Source organism: Variovorax sp. GW821-FHT09D07, from assembly GCF_059416345.1.
On the sequence record NZ_JBWKOY010000006.1, the window covers coordinates 316,345 to 339,116 of the forward strand.

Annotated in this window: 16 protein-coding genes; 7 read left to right on the forward strand and 9 right to left on the reverse strand. The window is 66.2% G+C overall.

Annotated elements, in window-relative coordinates:
* Positions 1 to 78: 78 nt before the first annotated feature.
* The 7 genes from AC07OX_RS22635 (at position 79) to AC07OX_RS22665 (ending at position 13,588) form a co-directional block, all read left to right on the forward strand.
* The gene (locus tag AC07OX_RS22635; protein ID WP_495331154.1) at positions 79 to 4,602 is read left to right on the forward strand and encodes a hypothetical protein; all 4,524 of its coding nucleotides are present in this window, start codon (positions 79 to 81) and stop codon (positions 4,600 to 4,602) included.
* Between the two features lie 89 nt (positions 4,603 to 4,691).
* Positions 4,692 to 5,189, forward strand: coding sequence for an OmpA family protein (locus AC07OX_RS22640; protein WP_062479666.1), 498 nt, complete (start codon positions 4,692 to 4,694; stop codon positions 5,187 to 5,189).
* Between the two features lie 111 nt (positions 5,190 to 5,300).
* Positions 5,301 to 8,396, forward strand: a complete 3,096-nt coding sequence (locus AC07OX_RS22645) for a glutamate ligase domain-containing protein (protein ID WP_095746759.1) — start codon at positions 5,301 to 5,303, stop codon at positions 8,394 to 8,396.
* Entirely contained in the window at positions 8,393 to 8,686 is a 294-nt protein-coding gene (locus AC07OX_RS22650) for a hypothetical protein (protein ID WP_495263282.1), read from the forward strand. Before AC07OX_RS22645 ends, AC07OX_RS22650 begins: the two co-directional genes overlap by 4 nt.
* Positions 8,687 to 8,777: 91 nt before the next feature.
* Complete coding sequence (locus AC07OX_RS22655; RefSeq protein WP_095948072.1) at positions 8,778 to 10,622, forward strand: peptidase domain-containing ABC transporter; 1,845 nt, start codon at positions 8,778 to 8,780, stop codon at positions 10,620 to 10,622.
* A gap of 99 nt (positions 10,623 to 10,721) precedes the next feature.
* The gene (locus tag AC07OX_RS22660) at positions 10,722 to 12,017 is read left to right on the forward strand and encodes an HlyD family type I secretion periplasmic adaptor subunit (protein ID WP_253252421.1); all 1,296 of its coding nucleotides are present in this window, start codon (positions 10,722 to 10,724) and stop codon (positions 12,015 to 12,017) included.
* Entirely contained in the window at positions 12,014 to 13,588 is a 1,575-nt protein-coding gene (locus AC07OX_RS22665) for a TolC family protein (RefSeq protein WP_495262331.1), read from the forward strand. The genes AC07OX_RS22660 and AC07OX_RS22665 overlap by 4 nt, the downstream gene beginning before the upstream one ends.
* A gap of 129 nt (positions 13,589 to 13,717) precedes the next feature.
* Here AC07OX_RS22665 and AC07OX_RS22670 read toward each other — a convergent pair whose 3' ends face one another.
* From AC07OX_RS22670 to AC07OX_RS22710, 9 genes are read right to left on the reverse strand one after another with little or no spacing between them, the layout of a single operon-like run.
* A complete protein-coding gene (locus AC07OX_RS22670; RefSeq protein WP_495262330.1) occupies positions 13,718 to 15,133 on the reverse strand; it encodes a sigma 54-interacting transcriptional regulator in 1,416 nt (471 codons plus the stop codon).
* 57 nt (positions 15,134 to 15,190) lie between these two features.
* The gene (locus tag AC07OX_RS22675) at positions 15,191 to 17,251 is read right to left on the reverse strand and encodes a TadG family pilus assembly protein (RefSeq protein WP_495263283.1); all 2,061 of its coding nucleotides are present in this window, start codon (positions 17,249 to 17,251) and stop codon (positions 15,191 to 15,193) included.
* Entirely contained in the window at positions 17,157 to 17,648 is a 492-nt protein-coding gene (locus tag AC07OX_RS22680) for a TadE/TadG family type IV pilus assembly protein (RefSeq protein ID WP_235944163.1), read from the reverse strand. Before AC07OX_RS22680 ends, AC07OX_RS22675 begins: the two co-directional genes overlap by 95 nt.
* 5 nt (positions 17,649 to 17,653) lie before the next feature.
* Positions 17,654 to 18,124, reverse strand: a complete 471-nt coding sequence (locus AC07OX_RS22685) for a TadE/TadG family type IV pilus assembly protein (RefSeq protein WP_495262328.1) — start codon at positions 18,122 to 18,124, stop codon at positions 17,654 to 17,656.
* Between the two features lie 43 nt (positions 18,125 to 18,167).
* On the reverse strand, positions 18,168 to 18,575 hold the full coding sequence (locus AC07OX_RS22690; RefSeq protein WP_495262327.1) for a DUF3613 domain-containing protein: 408 nt from the start codon (positions 18,573 to 18,575) through the stop codon (positions 18,168 to 18,170).
* A complete protein-coding gene (locus AC07OX_RS22695) occupies positions 18,572 to 19,504 on the reverse strand; it encodes a tetratricopeptide repeat protein (RefSeq protein ID WP_495262326.1) in 933 nt (310 codons plus the stop codon). The genes AC07OX_RS22690 and AC07OX_RS22695 overlap by 4 nt, the downstream gene beginning before the upstream one ends.
* Positions 19,501 to 20,460 carry a type II secretion system F family protein gene (locus AC07OX_RS22700; protein WP_159272928.1) on the reverse strand — a complete coding sequence of 320 codons (960 nt, stop codon included), beginning with the start codon at positions 20,458 to 20,460 and terminating at the stop codon, positions 19,501 to 19,503. The genes AC07OX_RS22695 and AC07OX_RS22700 overlap by 4 nt, the downstream gene beginning before the upstream one ends.
* Positions 20,457 to 21,461, reverse strand: coding sequence for a type II secretion system F family protein (locus AC07OX_RS22705; RefSeq protein ID WP_495262325.1), 1,005 nt, complete (start codon positions 21,459 to 21,461; stop codon positions 20,457 to 20,459). The genes AC07OX_RS22700 and AC07OX_RS22705 overlap by 4 nt, the downstream gene beginning before the upstream one ends.
* A complete protein-coding gene (locus AC07OX_RS22710; protein WP_139704881.1) occupies positions 21,454 to 22,770 on the reverse strand; it encodes a TadA family conjugal transfer-associated ATPase in 1,317 nt (438 codons plus the stop codon). Before AC07OX_RS22710 ends, AC07OX_RS22705 begins: the two co-directional genes overlap by 8 nt.
* Positions 22,771 to 22,772: the final 2 nt, after the last annotated feature.

Genomic DNA, 22,772 nt, shown 5'->3' on the forward strand with positions numbered 1-22,772 from the left:
GGCGCGGCGTTGGCACGGCGGCGGAAAAGCGGCACGCAAGTTGCCCCTGTAGATGCATCTTTTGTCACAGAGGCTGCCATGACCGCTCCACAAGCATCGACCGTTTCGACCGAAGGGCTCGCCGCCACTGGCGCGCCCGTGGTTCTCGCCCAAGCCACCGTCACGCCGCTCGGCACGCCGGGCATCAGCGCCGGCGCCTCCGCCGCGCCTGCGGCCGTGGCGTCGCCCAGCGTGGGCACATTGTCCAATGCTACGCCCGGCGTTGCAGTGATGCGCGAGGGTGTCCGCATTCCGGTGGACGGCAATCAGACCCTGATGGCCGGCGACCGCGTGATCGTGCCGGACGGCGGCCAGGCCAACGTGCTGTTCCCCGGATCGGCTTCCAACAAGGCGCCGCTGGCCGGCGTCTTCACCGGCGGCACCGATGCGACCATCGGCTCGACCAAGCTGCCCGGCGGCCTCGAACAAGTGAATGTGGACGTCGCCTCGGGCGACCTGCAGGTGACCCCGCCGGACAGCGACGCCGATGCGGCCGCCCTGGCAGTGACCAAGAAGACCGCGGCCGGCAGCGGCATCGGCCTCGGTGAATTCGCGCTGGGCGCCCTGGGCGCCGCGGCGCTGGGTGCTGCACTGAGCGGCGGTGGCGGCGACGGTGGCACCACCGGCTTCCCGCTGTTCGTGGGCGGCCCGGGCGGTGAGTCCGATGCGGACGCTGACTCGGACTCGGATTCCGACTCGGACTCTGACAGCGACTCGGATTCGGACAGCGACTCTGACTCGGATTCGGATTCGGATTCGGATTCGGATAGCGACTCGGATTCCGATTCGGACTCGGACAGCGATTCGGACTCTGACTCCGACTCGGACAGCGACTCCGACAGCGATAGCGATAGCGACTCGGATTCGGACTCTGACTCGGATTCGGACAGCGACTCCGACTCGGACAGCGACTCTGATTCCGACTCGGACAGTGACTCGGATTCAGACTCTGACTCGGACAGCGACTCTGATTCGGACTCGGACAGTGACTCCGACTCTGACTCCGACTCGGACAGCGACTCCGACTCTGACTCCGACTCGGACAGCGATTCCGACTCCGACGCAGACGCCGACCACCTCCTCGACCCAGCCGACGGCATCGTGGGTGGCGTGGTCGACGGCCTGGATGACGCGCTCGGCCTTGGTGGCTCGCTGACCCCGGTGGCGGGGGTGGTGGATGACCTGACCGACGTCGTCGACGACGTGCTCGCTCCGCTGCTCGGCGAAGAGTTCCAGGCCAACAACCCGAACCAGCTCGACCCGATCGACGACACCGTCGGCAGCATCACCGACCCGCTCGGCGAAGCGCTCAGCCCGGTGCTCGATCCGCTGCTCGGTGTCGGCGCTGCCGGAGCCATCCTGGACGGCCTGCTCGGCCAAGTCGACTACGTGACCGACGCGCTCAACAACGGGCTCGAGAACCTCGTCGGCGACAACGGCATCGTCAGCGGCCTCACCGACGCCCTCGGCCTGGGCGGCGTCACCGACCAGCTGCTGGGCGACGACGGCGCGCTCGGCGGCCTGCTCGAGAACGTGCTCGGCGAAGGCAGCCTCGTGGCTGGCGTGCTGGCCGAAGACGGCCTGGTCGGTGGCCTGCTGGCACCGGACGGCCTGGTCGGCGGCCTGCTGGGTGAAGACACCGCCGTCGGCGGCCTGCTCGACACCGTGCTCGGCGAAGACGGCCTGGTCGGCGGCCTGCTCGGCGACGGCGCCCTCGGCAATCTCACCGGCGGCCTGCTCGGTGCAGAGGGCCTGCTGGGTGGCTTGCTCGGCGACGACAGCGCACTGGGCGGCCTGCTGGGTGACGACGGCCTCGTGGGCGGCCTGCTCGGTGGCGACGGCGCACTGGCCGGCCTGGCCGGCTCGGAAGGCCTCACCGGCGAACTGCTCGGCCAGGGTGGCCTCATCGACAACCTGCTCGGCCAGGACGGCGCGATCTCCGGCCTGCTCGCCGACAGCCCGCTGGGCGGCCTGCTCGGCGGCGACGACGGCCTGCTGGGCGGCGTGCTCGGCGGTGTCATCGGCGAAGGCGGCCCCATCGGCGGCCTGCTCGGCAACGACGGCCTCGTCGGCGGCCTGCTGAGCGACGACGGCCTGCTGGGCGGTGTGCTCGGCAGCGACGGCCCGTTGGGCGGCCTGCTGGGTGACGACGGCCTGGTCGGTGGCCTGCTCGGCGATGCCGGCCCCATCGGCGGCCTGCTCGGCGGCGACGGCGTGCTGGGCGGCGTGCTCGGCGACAACGGCCTGGTCGGCGGTCTGCTCGGCGGCACCGGCCCCATCGGCGGCCTGCTCGGCGACGACGGCCTGCTCGGCGGCCTGCTGGGCGATAACGGCCCGCTGGGTGGCCTGCTCGGCGGCGACGGCGTCGGCGGCCTGCTCGGACCGGACGGCGTGGTCGGTGGCCTGCTGGGCGAAGACGGCCCCGTGGGTGGCCTGCTCGGTGAAGAAGGCCTTGTCGGCGGTCTGCTGGGCGGCGTGCTCGGCGGCATCGGCGGTGGCGGCACCCCCGGCACCGGCGCGGCCCTGCTCGACCCGGCCGACAGCGTGGTGGCCGGTCTGGTGAACGGCCTGAACAACGGCGTGCTCGGCGACCTCGGCCTGGGCGACGTGCTGGCCCCGGTCTCGCAACTGACCGACAGCCTGACCGACACCGTCGACGGCCTGCTGGCCCCGGTGCTCGGTTCCAGCTTCACGCCGAACGACCCGAACGTGCTCGACCCGGCCGACAGCCTCGTCGACGACGTGACGGACGGCGTGGGCGGCCTGGTCAGCCCGGTGGTCGACCAGCTGCTCGGCGCCGGCGCGACGAACGGCCTGCTGAACGCGGTGGACACGCAGGTCGACTTCGTGACCGACGGCGTGGCCAACCTGATCGGTGGCGACGGCCTGCTGGGTGGCGTGCTGGGTGGCGACGGTGGCCTGCTGGGCGGTGTCCTCGGCGGCGACGGTGGTCTGCTCGGCGGCGTGCTGGGTGATGACGGCCTGCTGGGCGGCTTGCTCGGCGGCGAAGGCGGTCTGCTGGGTGGCGTGCTCGGCGAGGGCGGCCTCCTGGGTGGTGTCCTCGGCGGCGAAGGTGGCCTGCTCGGTGGCGTGCTGGGCGACGACGGCCTGCTGGGCGGCTTGCTCGGCGGCGAAGGCGGTCTGCTGGGTGGCGTGCTGGGCGACGACGGCCTGCTGGGCGGCTTGCTCGGCGGCGAAGGCGGTCTGCTGGGTGGCGTGCTGGGTGACGACGGCCTCCTGGGTGGTGTCCTCGGTGGCGATGGTGGTCTGCTCGGCGGTGTGCTGGGTGATGACGGCCTCCTGGGTGGCGTCCTCGGTGGCGACGGCGGCCTGCTCGGCGGTGTGCTGGGTGATGACGGCCTCCTGGGTGGCGTCCTCGGTGGCGACGGCGGCCTGCTCGGCGGCGTGTTGGGTGACGACGGCCTCCTGGGCGGCGTCCTCGGCGGCGACGGCGGTCTGCTTGGCGGCGTGTTGGGCGACGACGGCCTCCTGGGCGGCGTCCTCGGCGGTGACGGTGGTCTGCTCGGTGGCGTGCTGGGTGACGACGGCCTTCTGGGTGGCGTCCTCGGTGGCGACGGTGGCCTGCTCGGCGGTGTGCTGGGTGACGACGGTCTCCTGGGTGGCGTCCTCGGCGGTGACGGCGGCTTGCTCGGCGGCATCCTCGGCGACGACGGCCTGCTCGGTGGTGTCCTCGGCGACGACGGCCTGCTCGGTGGTGTCCTCGGTGGCGTGACCGGCGGCGACGCCGGCGGCCTGCTCGACGGCATCCTCGGCGACGACGGCCTGCTCGGTGGTGTCCTCGGTGGCGTGACCGGTGGCGACGCCGGCGGCCTGCTCGACGGCATCCTCGGCGACGACGGCCTGCTGGGCGGCGTCCTTGGCGGCGTGACCGGCGGCGACGCTGGCGGGCTGCTCGACGGCATCCTCGGTGACGACGGCCTGCTGGGCGGTGTCCTCGGCGGTGTGACCGGTGGCGACGCCGGTGGCCTGCTCGACGGCGTCCTCGGTGACGACGGCCTGCTGGGCGGTGTCCTCGGCGGCGTGACCGATGGCGACGCCGGCGGCCTGCTCGACGGCGTGCTGGGCGACGACGGCCTGCTCGGTGGTGTCCTCGGCGGTGACGGCGGCCTCCTGGGCGGCGTCCTCGGCGGCGGCGAAGGCGGTCTGCTCGGCGGCGTCCTCGGTGACGACGGCCTGGTCGGCAGCCTGCTCGGTGCGGACGGTCTCGTGGGCGGCCTGCTCGGCGGCCTGACGGGTGGCGCCGAACCGGTGGCCGGCATCCTGGAACCGGTGACGAGCATTCTCGACGGCTCGGCCGGCTCGGTGGTCTCGACGGTGGTCGAAACCGTGACCAACGCAGTCGAACCGGTGACCGACATCCTCGCCGGCACGCCGGCAGCCCCGGTGGCCGCGGTCGTGACCGGTGTGCTGGACACCGTCGAACACACGGTGGCCCCGGTGCTCGACAACGTGCTCACCCCGATCACCAGCCTGCTCGACCAGAGCCCGGCCGGCGGTGCCCTGGCACCCGTGACGAACATCCTGCACGGCCTGCTGGGCTGATTCAAGGACACGAAGAAGGAGGAAGGGAAACCTCGATAGCAAGCAGACAGGGACGGGCCGTCAGCGGCCCGTCCCGCGAAAGGACCGTCATGAACAAGAATTTCCGGATACTGGCCCTCGTGGCAATGGGCGCAAGCCTCGCTGCCTGCGGTGTGCCTCCCAAGGGCGGTCGCGACGACGCGACCTACTACTACTCCAACAAGAGCGTGCGCGAAGTGCCCAAGGTGGAGCCGGCACCCCCGCCGCCGCCGCCGAACACACCGGCCAAGATCGTCTACTTCGACTTCGACCGGTACGACGTCAGAACGGGCGACCGCAGCATCGTCGAGGCGCACGCGGGCTACATGCGCAACCGGCCGGCGAGCCGGGTCGTGATCGAAGGCCACACCGACCTGCGCGGCGGCCGCGAGTACAACCTCGCGCTCGGCCAGCGCCGCGCCGAGGCCGTGCAACGCATGCTCACGCAGATGGGCGTGCCGGGCGAACGCATCGAAGCCGTCAGCTGGGGCATTGAAAAGCCTGCATCGCTTGCCACCACCGAGGAGGGCCATCAGCTCAATCGTCGCGCCGAGTTCAGCTACCGCTGAATCGGGAGCACGCGATGATTTCACGGGCGGTTTCCGGTCCGCGATCACGTCATTCAAGCGAGAGCAGATGACGGACGCGACCGGCCTTCGCCCGCATTCGACCGGGGCCGAATGATGTCCTTCTCAGACCAGCTCCACGCCTGCCACGAGCGCCTGGTGTCCGTGTGCGCGGCGTTGCCTGCCCCGTACCCGGCCTTCACGCTCTTCTTCTCGGTGAGCGACGGCTCCCAGCGTGCGCACGTCGTGCATGCGCGGGCCGACGACTTCGAGACCGCCTGGCGCGAAGGCGCCGACCTCGTCGAGCGATGGGTGCGCGAGCGCGGCATCGTCTCGCCCTGGCTGCGCATCGACTGGGTCGAGGGCGCCAGTCCCATGGACTGGACGCAGTTCAAGACCCAGCTCACCGCGGTCAAGCGCAACTACTTCCGGCTCGGCCTGGCCTTCGACCAGGACTTCGGCTTCGCCTTCACCGAGCAGGAACTCAACGCCAACGCCATGCTGTGCGGCGATTCGACCATCGCGCATTCGGTGGTGAACGTGCGCAACTTCGACGTCTATGCGCAGGCCCGCTTCGAGCGCACGCTGCCGCTGGAAGAGTCCTCCGAGCGCACCGTGTACCTGCTGGCCACGGTCGGCGTGTTCTGCCAGCCCGACGGCGTGGTGCACAAGCTCGTGGGCACGGGGCTCGACGCGGGCCGCCGCCAGCTGCCGGCGCTCAACCCGCAGGCGGTGCTCGAGCTGGTGCGCAGCGGCTCGTCGTACCTGGCGCGCCAGATGCAAAGCGATGGCCTGTTCGTGTACGGCTACTTTCCGTGCTTCGACCGCCGCATTCCGACCTACGACGCGATGCGCCACGCGGGCACCGTGCACGCCATGCTCGAGGCCTGGGAGCTCACGCGCGACGACACGCTGCGCGCGGCCATCGACCGCGCCATCGACCACCTCACCGACGCGCTGATCCGCGACTACACGCTGCCCGACGGCCGAGAGGTGGCCTACCTGGTCGACACCGGCGGTGAGATCCGCCTGGGCGGCAATGCGGCCTGCGTGCGCATGTTCGTGCGCTACTGCGAGCTGATGGAAACGCGCCACTGGCTGCCGCTGCTGGAGAAGCTCGCGCTGGGCATCGTGGCGCTGCAGGACCCGGCCAGCGGACGCTTCGACCACGTGCTGCACGCGGCCGACCTGTCGCTCAAGCAGGCCTCGCGCGTCATCTTCTACGACGGCGAGGCGGCCTTCGGCCTCATGCGCCTGTACGGCCTCACGCGCGATCCGCGCTGGCTGGCCGCGGTCGAGAAAGCCTTCGACCACTTCATTGCAAGCCAGCACTGGCAGTCGCACGACCACTGGCTCAGCGGCTGCGTGAACGAGCTCACGCAGTGGAGCCCGCAGGAGCGCTACTTCCGCTTCGGGCTGCAGAACGTAGCGGGCTACCTGGACTTCGTGCTCGACCGCAAGACCACCTTTCCCACGCTGCTCAGCCTCATGCTGGCGGCGCAGCAGATGCTGCAGCGGCTGGAGAGCATGCCCGCCATGCGGCACCTGCTCGACGAGCTGGACACCGAGAAGTTCTACCGCGCGCTCGACTACCGCGCGCACTACCTGCTCAACGGCTTCTTCTGGCCCGAGATGGCGATGTACTTCCGCCGGCCGTCCACGGTCGTCGGCGCCTTCTTCGTGCGGCACCACTCGTTCCGCGTGCGCATCGACGACGTCGAGCAGTACGTGACGGGCTTCGCGGCCTACCACCGCTACCTGCTCGACCGGCGCAGCCAGCCCGGCGGCGCGGGTCCTGGCGGCGGCGGTGGCGGCGGCGTGCGCGACGACGGCGCGGTCTGGACGGCCAGCGAGATGGCCCGCGTGACCGGCGGCGAATGGGTGGTCAAGCCCGAAGACGGCTGGCGCGCCACCGGCGTGACCCAGCGCACCTTCATGCGCAAGGGCCGCGTCGTGTTCGAACACCAGGCCCGGCCCTCGAAGACGCCGCTGGCCGCCGTCACGCTCAAGGGCGTGCTGCAGCCGGCCGCGGCCGTGCTGTGCACCGACCCCAAGCCGCACCTGGACAAGCGCGTGCCCGTGCTGCAGGTGGCCAACGTGCTGCAGGCCGTGCTCGAGCTGGGCGACCATGCGCGCACCGAGTTCACCGGCCGCGTGTGCGGCGTGCTGGGCAGCGGCGCGGGCAGCAGCACCGTGGCCGCCATGCTGGCCGGCGCGCTCACCGTGTGGGGCGAGGTGGCGCAGCCCGAAGGCAACATCAGCCTGCCGTCGGGCATCGCATGGAACCTCACCTGCATGCCGCGCCATGCCGCCTACTGGGTGCTCGAGATGGGGACCTCGCACATGCCGGCCTCGGCGCAGCTCATGCGGCCCTCGCTCATCGTGGTGACGGGGCTGTCGGCCGCGTCGCAGAAGCACCGCGGCCCGTCGGAGGCCGCCGCGCGGCTCGATTGCCGCATGTTCCAGGCCATGGCCGCGGGCGATCGCGTGGTGCTCAACCGCGACATGCCCGAGTTCGCCACCTTCGCCGAAGCGGCCATGGCGCACCAGCTGCAGATCGTGACCTACGGCGAGCACAAGGACGCCGACGTGCGCCTGCTCGCTTTCGACCACGGCGAGGTGCAGGCCGAGGTGGCCGGCGAGCCCTTCCAGCTGCGCCTGAACGCGCCGGGCCGCCACATGGGCGCCAGCGCCGTGGCCGCGCTGGCCGCGTTGCAGGCGCTGCGCCTGCCGCTGGCCGCCGCGGTCGAACCCTTTGCGCACTTCGAGCCGCCGGGCGGACGCGGTGCGCTGCACACCATTCACATCGGCGGCGGAAGCTTCAAGCTGATCGATGAAACCTACGACGCCAACCCGAGTTCGATGCGGGCGGCGCTTGAGTTGCTGTCACAAGCCCCCTGCGAGCCTGCGCGCCGGGTGGCCATCCTGGGCGACATGCAGGAGCTGGGGCCCGCGGCGCAACGCCATCACCTCGATCTGGAGGCCGAGTTGCTGGCGTCGCAACCTGACCGCGTGCTCCTGTGCGGACCTTTGATGCGGGCGCTTCACACGCGCATCCGCACCAAGGTCCGCTCCCATTGGTTTGTCGATGTGTCCGACCTCTCCACCGCACTCGGCGGGCTGCTGCAACCAGGCGACTGGGTGCTGGCCAAGAGCTCCGCGGGTGTCGGTCTTTCCCGGCTGGCCCGGGTCCTGAAAGCACTGCCATGAGATGGAACGCATTGGTCCACATCCCCTATGAATCCGAACGCGAGGTACCCCCGCGGCGCTGGTGGCTGGGCTGGCTGCAGCTGCTGTGCGCCTGGGTGCTGCTCATGCTGCTGTGCGCCAACATCGCCCTCGTTTTTGCCGAAGGCCTGCCGGGCTCGTCCGGTCGCACCGCGACCCACGGCCACACCCACAAAACGATGAATTGCACGCTCAGGGAAAACGCCGCGCCGCAAGCAGCGCGCGGCGCGGAAACGACCGGTCCGGCGCAGGTTCGCACCCACCGATGCTGAGAGGCGTCAGAGGCGAATTTTTGCCTTGTAACAGTCGGGTAACAGTTGATAATGATGCAGGCGTCGTTGCCCGACGGATCGGTCTTTGTCCATGATCAAGTTCCTCTTGCCCAGCCAGCTGGTTGCCGACAGGCCGGAAGTCCCCGGCGCCAGTCCGTATGCCAGTGCGCTGAACGATGCGTTTCGGGCGGCCTACCCGCTCGTCAAGAGCGCGGCCTGGTTGTCGCTGCCGATCAGCCTGTTCGGGCTGCTGCCTTCGATCTTCCTGCTCCAGGTGTATGACCGCGTGCTCTCGCGCAGCGGCGTCTCCACGCTCGCCGCGCTGGTGAGCGGCATCCTGTTCTTCCTGTGCATCGAGTTCTGGCTGCGCACGCGCCGCTCGCGCCTGCTGCGCAACGCGGGTGCCACGGTCGATCACGGCGTGTCGGGCGCGCTGCTGCACTCCATGCTCGGGCGCCCGCTGCGCGCGCTCGAGGCGCGGCCGGCTTCGTCCTGGCAGCTGTTCTTTCGCGACGTGGGCGCGGTGCGCGGCACCGTCACCGGCGGGCTCGCGCAATCGATCTTCGACCTGCCGATGGCGATCTTCGCGCTGATCGTGATCGGCATCGTCGCGCTGCCGGTGCTGCCCGTGGTGGCGGCCTTCCTGGCCATCATGGCGTTCCTGGCCTGGTGGTGGGCCGACGAAGTGCGCGCCGGCCGCGTCGAAGAAGTGCTGCGCGGGCGCGGGCTCGATCGCATCACCTCCGAGATCTGCCATGCGCGCGAGACGCTCAAAGCGCAGTCGAACGACGGCCCGACCATCGAGGTCTGGCAACAGACCTACAACGCCTGGCTCAGCGAGAGCTTCGGCAAGAACGGCCAGATCGAAACCGCGCGCGACGGCACCACCGTGCTGCTCACCGTGTTCTCGGTGATCGTCGTCACCGTCGGCGCCATCGCCGTCATGCAGCAGTGGATGACGGTGGGCGGCCTCGTTGCTTCCAACATGCTCGCGCTGAAGGCGCTGCAGCCGGTGGCCGGGCTGGTGTCGAACTGGCGCGCGCTGGCCACCGCCAAGGAAGCCGCCAAGCGCCTGGAAACCGTGCTCGGCGAGCCGGTCGAGAAGGCGCCCACCGGCATGGCGCTGCCGCAGCCGCTGGGCCGCGTCACGCTGAAAGACGTGAGCTTCAGCTTCACCGAAGACGCACCGCAGCCCGTGCTCGAAAACGTCGACCTCGACATCGGCCCCGGCGGCCTGCATGTGATCGTCGGGCGCAACGGGGCGGGCAAGTCGACGCTGGTGAAGCTGCTGTCGGGCCTGTACACGCCCACGCACGGCGTGGTGAGCATCGGCGAGTACGACCTGTCGCAGTTCGGCCGCGAAGAGCTGTCGCGCTGGATCAGCTACCTCTCGCAGGAGGTGTACTGGTTCGGCGGCCCGCTGGTCGACACCATGCGCCGCGGCGCGCCGGGCCAGAGCGACGAGCAGATCGTCGCGGCTTGCAAGCTCTCGGGCGCGCACGACTTCATCTCGCGCCTGCCCGACGGCTACCGCACTGTGGTGGGCGAGGGCGGCACCGGCTTCTCGGTGGGCGAGCGGCGCAAGCTTGCGCTGGCCATGAGCTTCCTGCGCAAGCCCTCGGTGCTGGTGCTCGACGAGCCCAGCAACGACCTCGACTTTCAAAGCGAGCGCAACCTGCTCGCGACCATGCTCGCGGTGGCCAAGGTGCGCACCGTGGTCGTGGTCACGCACTCGCTGCGCATCGTGTCGGCGGCCTCCGCCGTCTATCACGTCACCGGCCAGGGCAACGTAGAAATCGGCTCCGCCGCCGTCATGGTGCCCAAGCTTTTCGGCGTGAAGAAACCGCTGGTGGCGCTGGGCGACAGCACCGACGACGGCAGTGGCAGCAGCAACAGCAATGCAGGCGTCCCGGCCGCCTCGCGCTCGATGGCGTGAGCAAGAGGGCCACGCGATGCGTGATTCGTGGTTGCCACGGATCGACCGACTGACAGACAGAGACAGGGGAACGGGATTTTGAAACCAGACTTGCCGCAGGTGCTTCAGGGCGAGAGCGAGAAACAGGCGGCGCAGACCACGCCGCAAGGCCGGCGGCGCCAGTGGATCATCGGCGGCGCGGTCGCGGTGCTGGCGGCGGTGGGGCTCGGCTTTCCGATGGAAACCGTCGTCGTCGCACCGGGCCGCGTGATCCCCTCCGATCGCGTGAAGTCGATCCAGCATCTGGAAGGCGGCATCGTCAGCAACGTGCTCGTGAAAGAAGGCGACAAGGTCAAGCAGGGCCAGTCGCTGGTCGAGATCGACCTGGGCGGCAGCGGCCTGAACTTCGAGGAGCTCACCGCGCGATACGCCGCCACGCAGGCCACGCGCGTGCGCCTCATTGCCGAGAGCCGTGGCCAACCGCTCAAGCGCGATTCGTTCGATGCCGACATCGACGAAGCCGTGCTCGAAGGCGAGGTCGGTGCCTATCAGGCGCGCGCGCTCGAACAGCGCGGCGTCATGGCCGGCGCCGTGTCGGGCCTGGAGCAGGCGCGCAGCAAGCAGCTCGAACAGCAGGCCAAGGCCAAGGGCCTGAACGACCGGCTCGCGCTGATGCAGAAAGAGCTGGAGATCTCCGAACAGCTGCTGAGCGAAAAACTCGTCGGCCAGGTCGAGGTGCTCGAGAAGCGCCGCCAGGCCGAAGGCGTGCGCAGCGAACTCGCCGTGGCGCGCCAGGGCGTGATCTCGGCGCAGGCCGCCATCACCGAGGCGCAGGCCAAGATGGCCGAGGCCGAAGGCCGCTTTCGCCGCCGCGCATCGGACGAGCTGGCCACCGTCGAACGCCAGTTCGCCAGCCTGAGCGAAGACCTCGCGCGCGCCCGCACCCAGCGCTCGCGCACGGTGGTGAAGGCGCCGGCCGACGGCATCGTGAAGGGCCTGCGCAGCTCCAGCGCCGGCTGGGTCGTGAAGCCCGGCGAATCCATCCTGGAGGTGGTGCCCGACGAGGACGAGATCATGGTCGAGGCGCGCCTCAACCCGAACGACCGCGGCTTTGTCGAAGTGGGGCAGGAGGCGCGCGTGAAGATCACCGCCTACGACTACCTGCGCTACGGCGCCGTCGACGGCAAGGTCAAGCTCGTGGCGGCCGACGCCGACCGCGATGCCGCCATTGCCAGCGGCGCGCCGTACTACCGCCTGCTCATCAGCATGTCGCAGTCGCACGTGGGACGGCCGGAAAACCGCGTCACCGCCGGCATGGAGTCCGAAGTCGACCTGCGCGTGGGAACCGATCCGTTCATCTGGTACATCCTGCGGCCTGTGCTCAAACTGCGGCGCGAAGCCTTCCGCGAACCATGAGCAAGCCCGTGTTGCCGGGCCGGCGCGCGCGCATCGCCCCGGGTGTGCTCTGCGCGACCTTGTGCGTCAGCATGGCGCTGCCGCCCACCGCTTACGCCCAACCGTCGCCTGAGCAGGAGGGGCCGCCTGCAGCGCTGGCACTGTCGCGCCGCCTGTCGCCGCCGTCCCTCGGCGCCGCCAGCTACGCACAGCGCGTGAAGCAGGCGCTCATTGCGCTGTCGCAGGAATACCCCGAAGTGCTGACCGCGCAGGCCGCGGCCAACACCAGCAGCTTCGGCGTCGACGCGGCGCGCATGGCGCGCTACCCGCGCTTCAAGGTCGGCACCTCCTCGGGCACCTACAGCAGCGGCGCCAAGGACGCGAAGAGCGAGAACTACACCGTGCTCACCGCCGAAGCGCGCGTGAGCCTGATCGACGGCGGCGCCATGAGCGCGGCGCAGCGCGCTGCCGAATTCGGCAACCAGGCCGACGACGAAGCCGTGGTGACCACCTCGCAGAAAGTGGTGCTCGACGCGCTCACCGCCTACCTGCAGGTGCAGCGCTTCGACCTGAAGAAGCAGATCGCGCACCGCGCCACCGAAGTCGTGGCCGACCTGTCGAAGGCCGAGGCGCGCCGCGTGGCGCTCGGCGTGAGCGGCGACAACGACCTCAACATGGCCGCCTCGCGCCGCGCCCTCGTGGCTGCGCGCGAGTCCGACTTCGAGGCCCAGCGCGACGAGGCCCTGGCCAAGTTCCGCAACTACTTCAAGTTCTCGCCCGCGCCCGAATCGTTGCCCGTGCTCGCCGCGCCGTCGCACTGGCGCATCGGCTCGCAGGAAGAAGCGCTGCGCCGCGCCGAAGCGCGCAGCACCGAACTGGCCGAAGCCCAGGGCCGCGTGGCGCGTGCACGCGCGCTGGTCGACCAGACCGAAGCCAGCCTGTACCCCACGCTCGACGCCGTCGTCGTGAAGAGCAAGGACCCGCGCGGCGTGTCGCCGCAAGACCCGACGCGCGCCGCCTTCGAACTCAACTGGAACTTCGGCAACGGCTTCGATCGCCAGCTCAAGCTCAAGGGCGCCCTGGCCGAAGTGGCGAACCAGGAAGCCAAGATGGAGGGCGTGAAGCTCAACCTGATGGAGCTCACCGCGTCGTCGTGGTCCCGCACCGTGGCCGGCCGCGAACGCGAGCGCCAGTTGATGGAGGCTGTCAGCACCTCGGGCCAGGCCTTCCGCGGCCGCCGCCGCCTCATGGAGTTCGGCCGCGAGACCCTGCCCCAGGTGCTCGATGCGCAGCTCGACTACTACACCCTGCTGTTCGACTACATCGACGGCGTGTTCGACCTGCGCATTTCGGAGTTGCGCCTGGCGCGCACCACCGGCGAACTGCGCATCGACCCCATCGGCGCCAACAACTGGATCGACCGCATCTTCGGCCCCCCGAGCCGGAACGTCCTGACCGAAGACGGCCTGCTGGGCGCGCTGTGCATCTCGAGCAACACGACCTGCGCGAGCGAACCGTTGGTCGACCGCGCACCGGGCGCATCGATTGCGAACCCGCCGCTGCGCAGAGCGACGCGCCTCGGAACCCAATAGTCGTTCGAGGCAAGCGCAGCGAAGCCCGTTGGTGAAACACCGAGGAACCGGCTTTGCCGGGCCTCAGGTGTTGCCCCCGGTAGGGGGAAGGAGAAGCGGACACGAAGTGCCGCGCAGCCTGGGGGCGAGCTAAGTCTCTTCTGGGATGCCGGGCTCGCCGTCGAGGATCTGGTACTTGCGCATCTTCTCCCACAGCACCTTGCGGCTGATGCCCAGGTGCTGCGCCGTGTCCTGGCGCTTCCAGTCGTTGATCTCGAGCGCCGCGATGATGCGATTGCGCTCGCTGCTGTTCCAGCCCTTGCGGTCGCCGTTCGCATCGAGCGGGACCCCCGTGCCGTTGCGGTCGGTGGCCAGCGCAGCGGGCGCCGGCGTGCCGCGCGTGAGCGCGATCGCGCGCTGGATCAGGTTCTGGTCCCAGCTGTGCAACTGCCGCGCGATCACGCCCACGCGCTCCGCGAGATTGCGCAGCTGCCGCACGTTGCCGGGGAAGTAGGTTTCGGCCACCGCATCGCTGAGCCAGTGCGGCGTTTCACCCAAGGCCTCGAGCTCGTCGCCGAGCACGTTCGCCAGCAGCGCCTTGAAGATCGCGATCTTGTCGATCTCGCCACGCTCCTCGAGGCTCGGCACATGCAGCTCGATCACCGCGAGCCGGTAGAACAGGTCGGCCCGAAACTCGCCGCTCGCCACCATCTCGCGCAGGTTGCGGTTCGTCGCCGCCACGAGCCGGAAGTCGACACGGATCGGCGACGTTGCACCCAGCCGCGTGACCGCGCTGTCTTCAAGCACGCGCAGCAGCTTCACCTGCTGATAGCGAGGCAAGTCACCGATCTCGTCGAGAAACAACGTGCCCCCCGTGGCCTGCTCGAAGTACCCGCGGTGCGCATGCACGGCACCCGTGAACGAGCCCTTCGTGTGGCCGAAGAACAGCGACTCGAACAGCCCATCGGGAATCGCACCGCAGTTCACCGCCACGAACGCGCCCTTGCCGTACTGCTGGTGGCCGATGTGAAGCTGCTGCGCAATGCGCTCCTTGCCCACGCCGGTCTCGCCGCGCACCAGCACCGGATGGTTGCAGTCCGCAAAGGCGCCCACTTCGGCGAGCAGCCCCTTCATCGCATCGGAATGCGCCACCAGCACGTCGGGCGCCTGCGGCGCGACATCGCGCGCACGCAGCTGGCGCACCAGCTTCGCCACCATCGTGCGCAGTTCGGCGCAGGTGAAGTCGTAGGGCAGGACGTGCAGGTACTCGGGCGGATACGTGCGCGAGTCGCGCTCGCGCGAGGCGGCGGCGACCCAGATCACGGGCATGCCTTGCAGCAGCTCCGTGGCATGAGGAAGACCGCCGCCGTCGATGACGGTGACGCTGATGATCGCGACGGAAGGGCGCAGCGCGACACCGCGGTCCTGCTGAGGCGGCGGCAGGCCATCGGCCCGGATGACTTCCACGTCGAAGCTCGCCATGCACCGCGCAATGCGGTCGAGGATGTCGGCTTTGCCTTCCCAGACAAAGAGGTCGAGTTCGTCGAAGCTGGAGGGGGAACTCATCGAGACGCTGTTTTCAAAGTTTCACGGGGGCGATAGAAGAAGAAAATTTACGCAGCCTCAATAGACTAACCGTGCATTTCCATCGCAGCTGGCAGAAAGCAACTGCACATCTGCGTACCCCAACTGGATGCCGAGCGTTTTTAGCAAAGGGCCAAGAAGTGCGCTATCTAAGAGGGTTAGGACAGGCATCAGTACCAGATTGACGAGCCCTAGCACGTCACCAAGGATTCCGAGAATTCCATTCACTAGTGCGTCCAAAACATCGCCTAAAAAATTAAGTGGAATCCCTACTACGGTGAGGTTGCTTGTATCTAGAACGACATCCAATTTTCCTGCACCGATCGCACTACCGATCGAAGCGCCGAGATTCTGAGAGGTTCCAACCGTGCGCACCAAATCCTGTTGCGATGCTGGGATAGAAGGGTCATATCGGTAGTCCAGAGTTTGCCTCGTCACAAGTCCATTTCCCGGGATGGATAGATCCAACTTGGCCTGCAAGCTGATTCTTGCTGTTGTTGGGATTCCCAAAATCTTTATCTCAGCTTCCAGGTCGAGAAGCTTGAACCTCTCTTTTGGCAAAGCTGACCAAGGGCTAGTTCTGTTTGTGAAAGCTGTAGGAACTTTACCTAAGAAGACATGAGCTAATCCAGGTGCGGCTGCGATCTTGACGTCGTACTTTCCATCAGGAGCATCACATCGAATTGCGTTGAGTTCAGCGTCTCCAGATGCAACCTCCACATACACGGGAAGATTGATCAACTGACCAGAAGGCAATGAAACTCGAATGCTTACGAGGCCCAACGGGAGAGCTATGTGCAGCAGGTCGTTGGTTGCACTGACTTGAGTTAGGACCTTTGTCTCAAGAAGAACTCGAATTTGTCCTGTGTGGGCTTGGGTCTTGGCAGTGCCGTCCGGATAGTAGCCCGGAGGTCCGATCGCAATGCTCGGCGTTTCGATCACCTTGGCCTGAAGCTTCACATTCGCGAGCGGCTGGAGCGGAATCTCGACTTGGGTTGCAATGGCCGACTGACTGTCTGCGACTTGCAGCGCGACCAGCAGCAGATTCAGCGCGTTGACGTTTCCGTTCAAGGCGGCTCGGGGATCTGTGGTGTTGAGGTCGACGCTGAGCAGGCCGGCTTGCTGGGCGGTCTTCAGCAGGTTGATGCTGATGTCTTCGAGGCGAAGCCCTCCACTCAACGTCAGGAGACCATTCAGCACGCGGGTTGCGAGGTCGACCGTGTTGCTGTCGTTGCTTTGCGGGAGCGCCTGGATGGCGGCATTGAGCAACTGCGCCAGACTGACATTGGCGTCGGCCAGTTGGGCATACGTGCCGACATTGAGACGCAAGGCATCCATGATGCCGAGCAGGTTGAGCTTGGTATTGAGCAAGCCTGTGTAGTCGGCGAGGCTCAGCGAGACGGAAGTGCCCAGCAGCATGCTCAGTACTTGGTTGAGCAAACCCTCGTTCAGCCGTGCCACCCCGCTTCCGACGGAGATGGAGCCTATGGGCTCGTTGAGTGCGGCGACGGCCTGGACACAGATCGTGCGGTTGGCCTCAAAGAAGGGGAGCAGTGTCGGAGGTGCCTTCTCTATGCGGACCCGGATCGCATTTTTTGTCGATGCATTTGGAAGAAAGTGGTCGTCTGTATCCTTGAAGCAACTGGTGGCGGGAATAGTTGGCGTGGTGTTGGACGAGGCCCAATGGCCGCATTCCGGTTGCTGCAGAACGAGGCCAGGCATGTTCTGGCTTGCATTGGCAGAAGCTGCTCCTCGCGCCGCGATGCATACGTCTGTTCCCGCCACAGGAGTTAGTTCTTGTGCACCCGCCAGCGCAGCGAGATCCGCCGTTTTCTGAAACTCGCGTTTCATGTAGAAAAGGTAGCCCAGCTCGGTGCCCACAAGGGTGATCACGATCAGGCTCATTGCGATTGCCGTGTTGATCAGGATCGAACCTCGGACACGTCGTCGGCTAGGCAAGGCGACTGCAGTGCAATTGGATGCGGAATTCATTCCGTAGGCCTTCTCATGATGTCCTGAGAGCGGCGGTTGCGCTGCTCCGCAACTGCTGTATCCAATTACTGGCATCCACCAGAGGTATCCACGGAAGAATGCGAGCATCGCCCGTGTAGGGGTAGGTGATGGTCACCACGCAGCTGGCGGCACCTGTTGGTGCTGGACAGGGGACGATGGTTGTGTGATTGGTAATCCAGTTTTTTCGGCTCGTCATGTCTCCGTTCGCCGAAGCGGGGACGATGAATGATCGCGCCATTGATTCGACTACGACCTGCTTTACGCTCACTGGATCAGGTGGCTGCGGGAGAAGCGTCGCGGCGCGAGCTCCATCTTCTGCGGCGCGTGACACGACCTGTTGTACGAGGAGTGCAGCGCCAAAGGTCACAAGCGCGTAGACCACAAGGAAGATCAACATGAAGACCAGGGCGAACTCGATGGCGGCAACGCCCCGCTGGCGATCGCGGGCGGTGGTCTTGAGGGGGCTGCGGGAGATGGGAGGCACGAATCTCACCTCAAATCAAGCAGCATGCTCGCTTTGCCAGCGATCTGGGATGGCACGGCAAAGCTCGGCATGGGGGGGAGCAGAGATCCCAGATTGTTTGCCTGTACGAGAACTTCGATCTGGCACCGTTGACTCCATGCCGGACCGCATGTGAGTGGTGTGCATTCGTTGCTTCCCTCAGCGCGGCAGATTTGTGCAGAAACCACAGGCTTCACAACCTGCGGCATCCAATTACTTTTGGAAATCGCGACGTTCACCGCTCGATTCTTTCGTCCGTCGATGGTGCTCTGGTATTGAAGCGCGGCTCTTGCGCCATCTTCTGCCGCGTTCTGCAGCCCGAGACGAAATGCGAAGAGCATGCCGTAACAGATCACTGCATACAGGACTGCAAAGAAGATCAAGAACACCACGGCGAACTCGATCGCGTATGCCCCGCGCTGGAAACACGGCGAAGCGGAAGCGGGGATCGCTTTCATGGGGCGTTCTGCAGGAGGTCGATGGATGAAGGTGCAGCTGGCTCTACTTGCCGCCGCCTGACGACGTCTTCACAGTCGAGCTCATGCGCTCCGGAATCGGAAACTCGAAACTCTTTAGATAGCGCTCATAGCTTCGTTGTGCAACGCTGCCTGCAATAGGACGTGGTGTCTTGGATGCGATGTCCCCGCTGCGTTGCCAGGCCAGCAAGCCTTGTGTCGCGTCGCCCACCTGCAGTGGCACACTACCATGCTCTTCAGCATCCGCGGCTTCGCCGTGAGGCTCGCCAGTTGGTGTTTGAGTGACGGCTTGCGTGGCTTCCGCCACGGGGACGGTGGTCGGTTCTTGAGATGTGCCACTCTGTGCTGTGGCAACCGATGAGAGGAAGAAGAGGACGAGGACCCAACCGCAGGAGGACAGTGTGCGAAAAGCGGTTTCGTGGTCTTTTTTCATTGCGTACCTCGTGAAGTCGTAGTCGGGGTCAAGGGCGTCGAGGCGGCGGCTGCCGCCGGATTCGATTGAACGGCGGTGCGTACGTTGGTCAGGCTGGACCAGCGCGAAGCTTTGAGGGAAAGCGGTGTTGCTGCCTCGTCACGGATAGATATCTCGCTGCGGGCCGCCGGGGATGTGGTGGCATCTCCAGTACGTAAAACTTGCGCTGCTTCTCTGATTGCCGAACGTGCGGCGGGAGACATCCGATTCGCATCCATCATGGCTGCAGCCTGCTCATGCTGGTTGGTGAGTACGAGATACAGCGCAAGGTTGGCTTGGGCCTGCGTACTGTCGGGGCGAAGTTGCAGCGCCTGCATCAACGGAAGTCGAGCTTCGTCTGTCGACCCTGCGCGCAATTGGGCGTAGCCTAAGTCGCTCAACAGGAGCGCGTCTGTTGGTGTGTGGCGCTGGGCTTGTTTTAGAAGCTGCACAGCTTCAGGGTAGTTGCCACGTGCGCCAGCCAGAAGTCCCAGTCCCCGATAACCAGCGCCTTCAAGTGGCGTGCCCACTAGTCGCTTGTAGGCCGTTTCGCTCTGCGCCGCCTGCCCCGTTTGCCGAAAGGCATCAGCGCGCAATCGCGTGGATTCGGGTGAGGTTCCCCAACGCTGCTCCAGTGCATCGATATGCGCAAGCGAAGCGAACCACAGATTTTCCCGTTGCATCTGTTCGACGAGCTTCAGGTATGTTTCTCTCGTGTCGATGGAAGCACCTGCTTTGGTATCAGAAGCTGCTTCGGCGGCCATACGCTGCTGGGCGTCGGCACTGGCCGCGTATTGGTCCTTCGGGGCGGCGCAGCCAACGATGACGAACGCTACCAGGCAGGTCAATGCGCGCACAGTGAGAAACCCCTTTATGTGCTCCAGCTCAATTTTCAAGGAGGTGATCTTCATTTGGCGACTGATCCCAATGCATGGAAGACGGCGATGAAACCGGGGCCTGCGGCCACAATGACGAGCGCCGGAAGCAGCGTGCTCACCATGACGGCAGTCATCTTCACTGTGATCTTTCCAATACGCTCTTTCATCTCCGACCGGCGCCGTTCGCGCAGTCGCTCACCGAAGATGCGTAAAGGTTCTTGCACCGCTCCCCCATGGCGATCGACCTGAACAAGCAAGGAGACCAAGCCGCGAAGGTCCTCGTTGCCGTGAAGGGTGGCCAGGCGATAAAGCGAATGTTCGCGCGTTCGCCCTTGGCTGTACTGACGATTTGCCAATGTCAGCTCATGGCCGAGTACGCGCAGCACATGCGAGAAATCGTCGGCCATTATTTGCAGGCTTTGATCCAGACTCAGCCCTACACCTTGTAGAAGCTTCAGCAAGTCGACAAAAAGTGGCAGTTCACGGGAGATGCGTTCGCGTCGACCGGAGGCGATGCGACCAAGCACCCATTTGGGGGCCATGAATCCAACCACGAAAGCTGCTGCCAGCACAAGCAGGACGGTACGCTCAGTTTGATCGCTCTTCCAAGTGAAGTAGACGATTGCTGGCAAGAGAAAAGCGAGCAGCAGGCGGGCAACCAAGAAGATCAATTGCGTCCGTTTGGAAGCAAATCCGCACTGGTCGATGAGGCGACGGTCCTCGTCTGCGACGAGAGTCCGGCCGATCCGAGAGTCAAGCCAGTGAAAGGGTAGTTCGATGTCGGCGCGCTGAGGTGCTTCGGATTCGACTTCGAGCGGTTTCTTGAGATCAATCGCAGTGGTTGTGTCTCGTCTGAGGGCGCGTCCAATCACTTGACCACTTCGAGTGCGCCGCAATTCCGCAGCAATCAACGCACCGGCCGCGATGATTAAACCCAGCGCAAGGAGTGCAAGGCTGAGGGTGGTCAGTTGATTGGGGGTAAAGCTCATGCCAGTTTCGCCAGTCGATACAGGAGAACGGCACCGAGTATTTGCAGCCCAGCCGAGGAGAAGATCAGCAGGCGCCCGGTCTCGTCATTCCACATGCCCATGAAATAAGACGGGTTGGTCAGGATCAGGAAGGTGCCTACTCCCAAGGGAAGAAGGCCCAAAATCCAGGCGGAGAGCCGAGTCTCTGCAGACATGGCACTCAATTCATGCTCCGCTTGCTCGCGATCGCGCATGAAGTTGGCAACCCGTTCGAGAAGAAGGTCGGCGCGTCCGCCGTAGCGAACGCCGAGTCCCATGATGGATGCCAACAGGAACATTTCTTCCACCCGCACATTGGTCGCCGTCTGGTGCAACGCACGGTCGAGATCCACCCCCGCACGAACCAAGGCGGCCGAGCGCTCCATGTGCCCGCGCAGAGGCTCCTGCGTCGTCGCAATCGCGAGCTGGAATGCCGCTTGCGTGGAGTTTCCGATGGTGATCAAACGCACCATCGCGTCGATGTATGCCGGCAACTGGCTGATCAGTTGGCGACGGATTTTTTGGAGCCGCAGCCAGACCGCAAAAACCGAAACCAGGACGAGCAGGAACAGAAAACCAACCGCTGCGATTGCCCCGCCGAAGAGCCCCGCCAAAAGGCACAGCACGACGATGCCGACCACGGCAAGCGTGGCGACCTTCGGCGAAATGACCCCGAGCAGCCAGTCGGGCAAGACCGCCTCCATCAGGCCCTTGCGGGCCGGCGTGCCGGTCGTCGCCTCTGTGTTGAGCCAAGGATCCGAAGTGATGCCAGAGACATAGCTGTCCGATGACGGATCGCGCAATGGCATCGGCACATTCGCAACGGACGGCACCGCATCGGCGCTGCTCGCCAGAATCTGCTGCTCAAGGTGACGCCCGGTCGCTTGACGGGTCTGCCGGCTTCTTGCCCATTGCCAGAGCAACAGACCGCCGGCTGCCAGCAGCAGCGCGATGCAGGTCACGATGAGCAGTGCTTCACGCACGGCCTTCTCCATTTTGCGCGCGTGCCATCGATTGGCGGAAGCGGGTGATCTTTGGCGAGTGCGGTGCGATGCCCAGCGAGACCCAGCGATCGCGCTCTTCGCCATCCGGCGACACGACCGGTTCGTAGCGGTAGAGCTCCTGCATCGCCACCACGTTGTCGTTCACGCCGGTGACTTCGCTGAGCGAGATGATGCGCCGCTGCCCATTGGAGAGCCGGCCGATCTGTACGATGAAGTCGATGGCGTTGGCAATCTGGCGGCGCAGGCTGACCTCGCTGCCTTGATAGCCCGCAAAGCCGGAGAGCATTTCGAGGCGGTACAGGCATTCGCGCGGCGAACTCGCGTGGATGGTGCCCATGGAGCCTTCATGCCCGGTGTTCATGGCCTGCAGCATCTCGATGACTTCTGCACCGCGCACTTCGCCCACGATGATCCGGTCCGGGCGCATGCGCAGGCTGTTGCGCAGCAGGTCGCGGATCGACACCACGCCAGTGCCGTCGAAGCCGCCGGGGCGGCTTTCGAGGCGCACCACGTGGCTGGTGCCCAGCGAAAGCTCGGCCGTGTCTTCGATGGTGATCACGCGTTCGCGCGAGGGGATGAAGCTGGCCAGCGCGTTGAGCAGCGAGGTCTTGCCCGAGCTGGTGCCGCCACTCACGAGAATGTTGCAACGCGCTCGCACCGCGATCTCGAGCAGCTGCGCCATGCCGGCATCGAAGGTGCCGAGCTTCACCAGGTCTGCGGGTGTGAGAGGTTCCTTGCGAAACTTGCGAATCGAAACCGACAGGCCATCGATGGCCAGCGGCTCGATGATGACGTTGATGCGGCCCCCATCGGGCAGGCGCGCATCGACCATCGGGTTCGACTCGTCGAGCCTGCGCCCCAGCGGTGCCAGGATGCGCCGCACGATCCGCATCACGTGCTCGGAATCGGTGAAGCGCAGCGTTTCGCGCTCCAGCATGCCGTGGCGCGACACATAGACGTTCTGGTAGCCGTTGATCAGGATGTCTTCGACGGCCGGGTCGTTCAGCAGGTCTTCCAGCGGGCCGAAGCCGGCCAGCTCCTTCGTCAGCGCATCGGCGATGAGCTGCATCTCGCGGTCGTTGATCGGCACGCGGCGCAGGCGCACGAAGCTGTCGACCTCCAGTTCGACGAACTGCTGGATCGACGCGCGCGACCAGCGGCCGAACTCCGCGCCCAGTTCTTCGATGCGACTGAGCAGGTGATCGTGCGTCCAGCTCTTGATGTCCTGGAACTGCTGGGAGTTGATGAACGCCTGGTCGTCGTCGGCAAATTCGATATCAGTGGACATGG

Bases quoted from the DNA above. Each gene is read 5' to 3' on its own strand.
- AC07OX_RS22635 (WP_495331154.1), top strand. From the start codon at position 79: ATGACCGCTCCACAAGCATCGACCGTTTCGACCGAAGGGCTCGCCGCC.
- AC07OX_RS22640 (WP_062479666.1), top strand. From the start codon at position 4,692: ATGAACAAGAATTTCCGGATACTGGCCCTCGTGGCAATGGGCGCAAGC.
- AC07OX_RS22645 (WP_095746759.1), top strand. From the start codon at position 5,301: ATGATGTCCTTCTCAGACCAGCTCCACGCCTGCCACGAGCGCCTGGTG.
- AC07OX_RS22650 (WP_495263282.1), top strand. From the start codon at position 8,393: ATGAGATGGAACGCATTGGTCCACATCCCCTATGAATCCGAACGCGAG.
- AC07OX_RS22655 (WP_095948072.1), top strand. From the start codon at position 8,778: ATGATCAAGTTCCTCTTGCCCAGCCAGCTGGTTGCCGACAGGCCGGAA.
- AC07OX_RS22665 (WP_495262331.1), top strand. From the start codon at position 12,014: ATGAGCAAGCCCGTGTTGCCGGGCCGGCGCGCGCGCATCGCCCCGGGT.
- AC07OX_RS22670 (WP_495262330.1), bottom strand. From the start codon at position 15,133: ATGAGTTCCCCCTCCAGCTTCGACGAACTCGACCTCTTTGTCTGGGAA.
- AC07OX_RS22675 (WP_495263283.1), bottom strand. From the start codon at position 17,251: ATGCTCGCATTCTTCCGTGGATACCTCTGGTGGATGCCAGTAATTGGA.
- AC07OX_RS22685 (WP_495262328.1), bottom strand. From the start codon at position 18,124: ATGAAAGCGATCCCCGCTTCCGCTTCGCCGTGTTTCCAGCGCGGGGCA.
- AC07OX_RS22690 (WP_495262327.1), bottom strand. From the start codon at position 18,575: ATGAAAAAAGACCACGAAACCGCTTTTCGCACACTGTCCTCCTGCGGT.
- AC07OX_RS22695 (WP_495262326.1), bottom strand. From the start codon at position 19,504: ATGAAGATCACCTCCTTGAAAATTGAGCTGGAGCACATAAAGGGGTTT.
- AC07OX_RS22700 (WP_159272928.1), bottom strand. From the start codon at position 20,460: ATGAGCTTTACCCCCAATCAACTGACCACCCTCAGCCTTGCACTCCTT.
- AC07OX_RS22710 (WP_139704881.1), bottom strand. From the start codon at position 22,770: ATGTCCACTGATATCGAATTTGCCGACGACGACCAGGCGTTCATCAAC.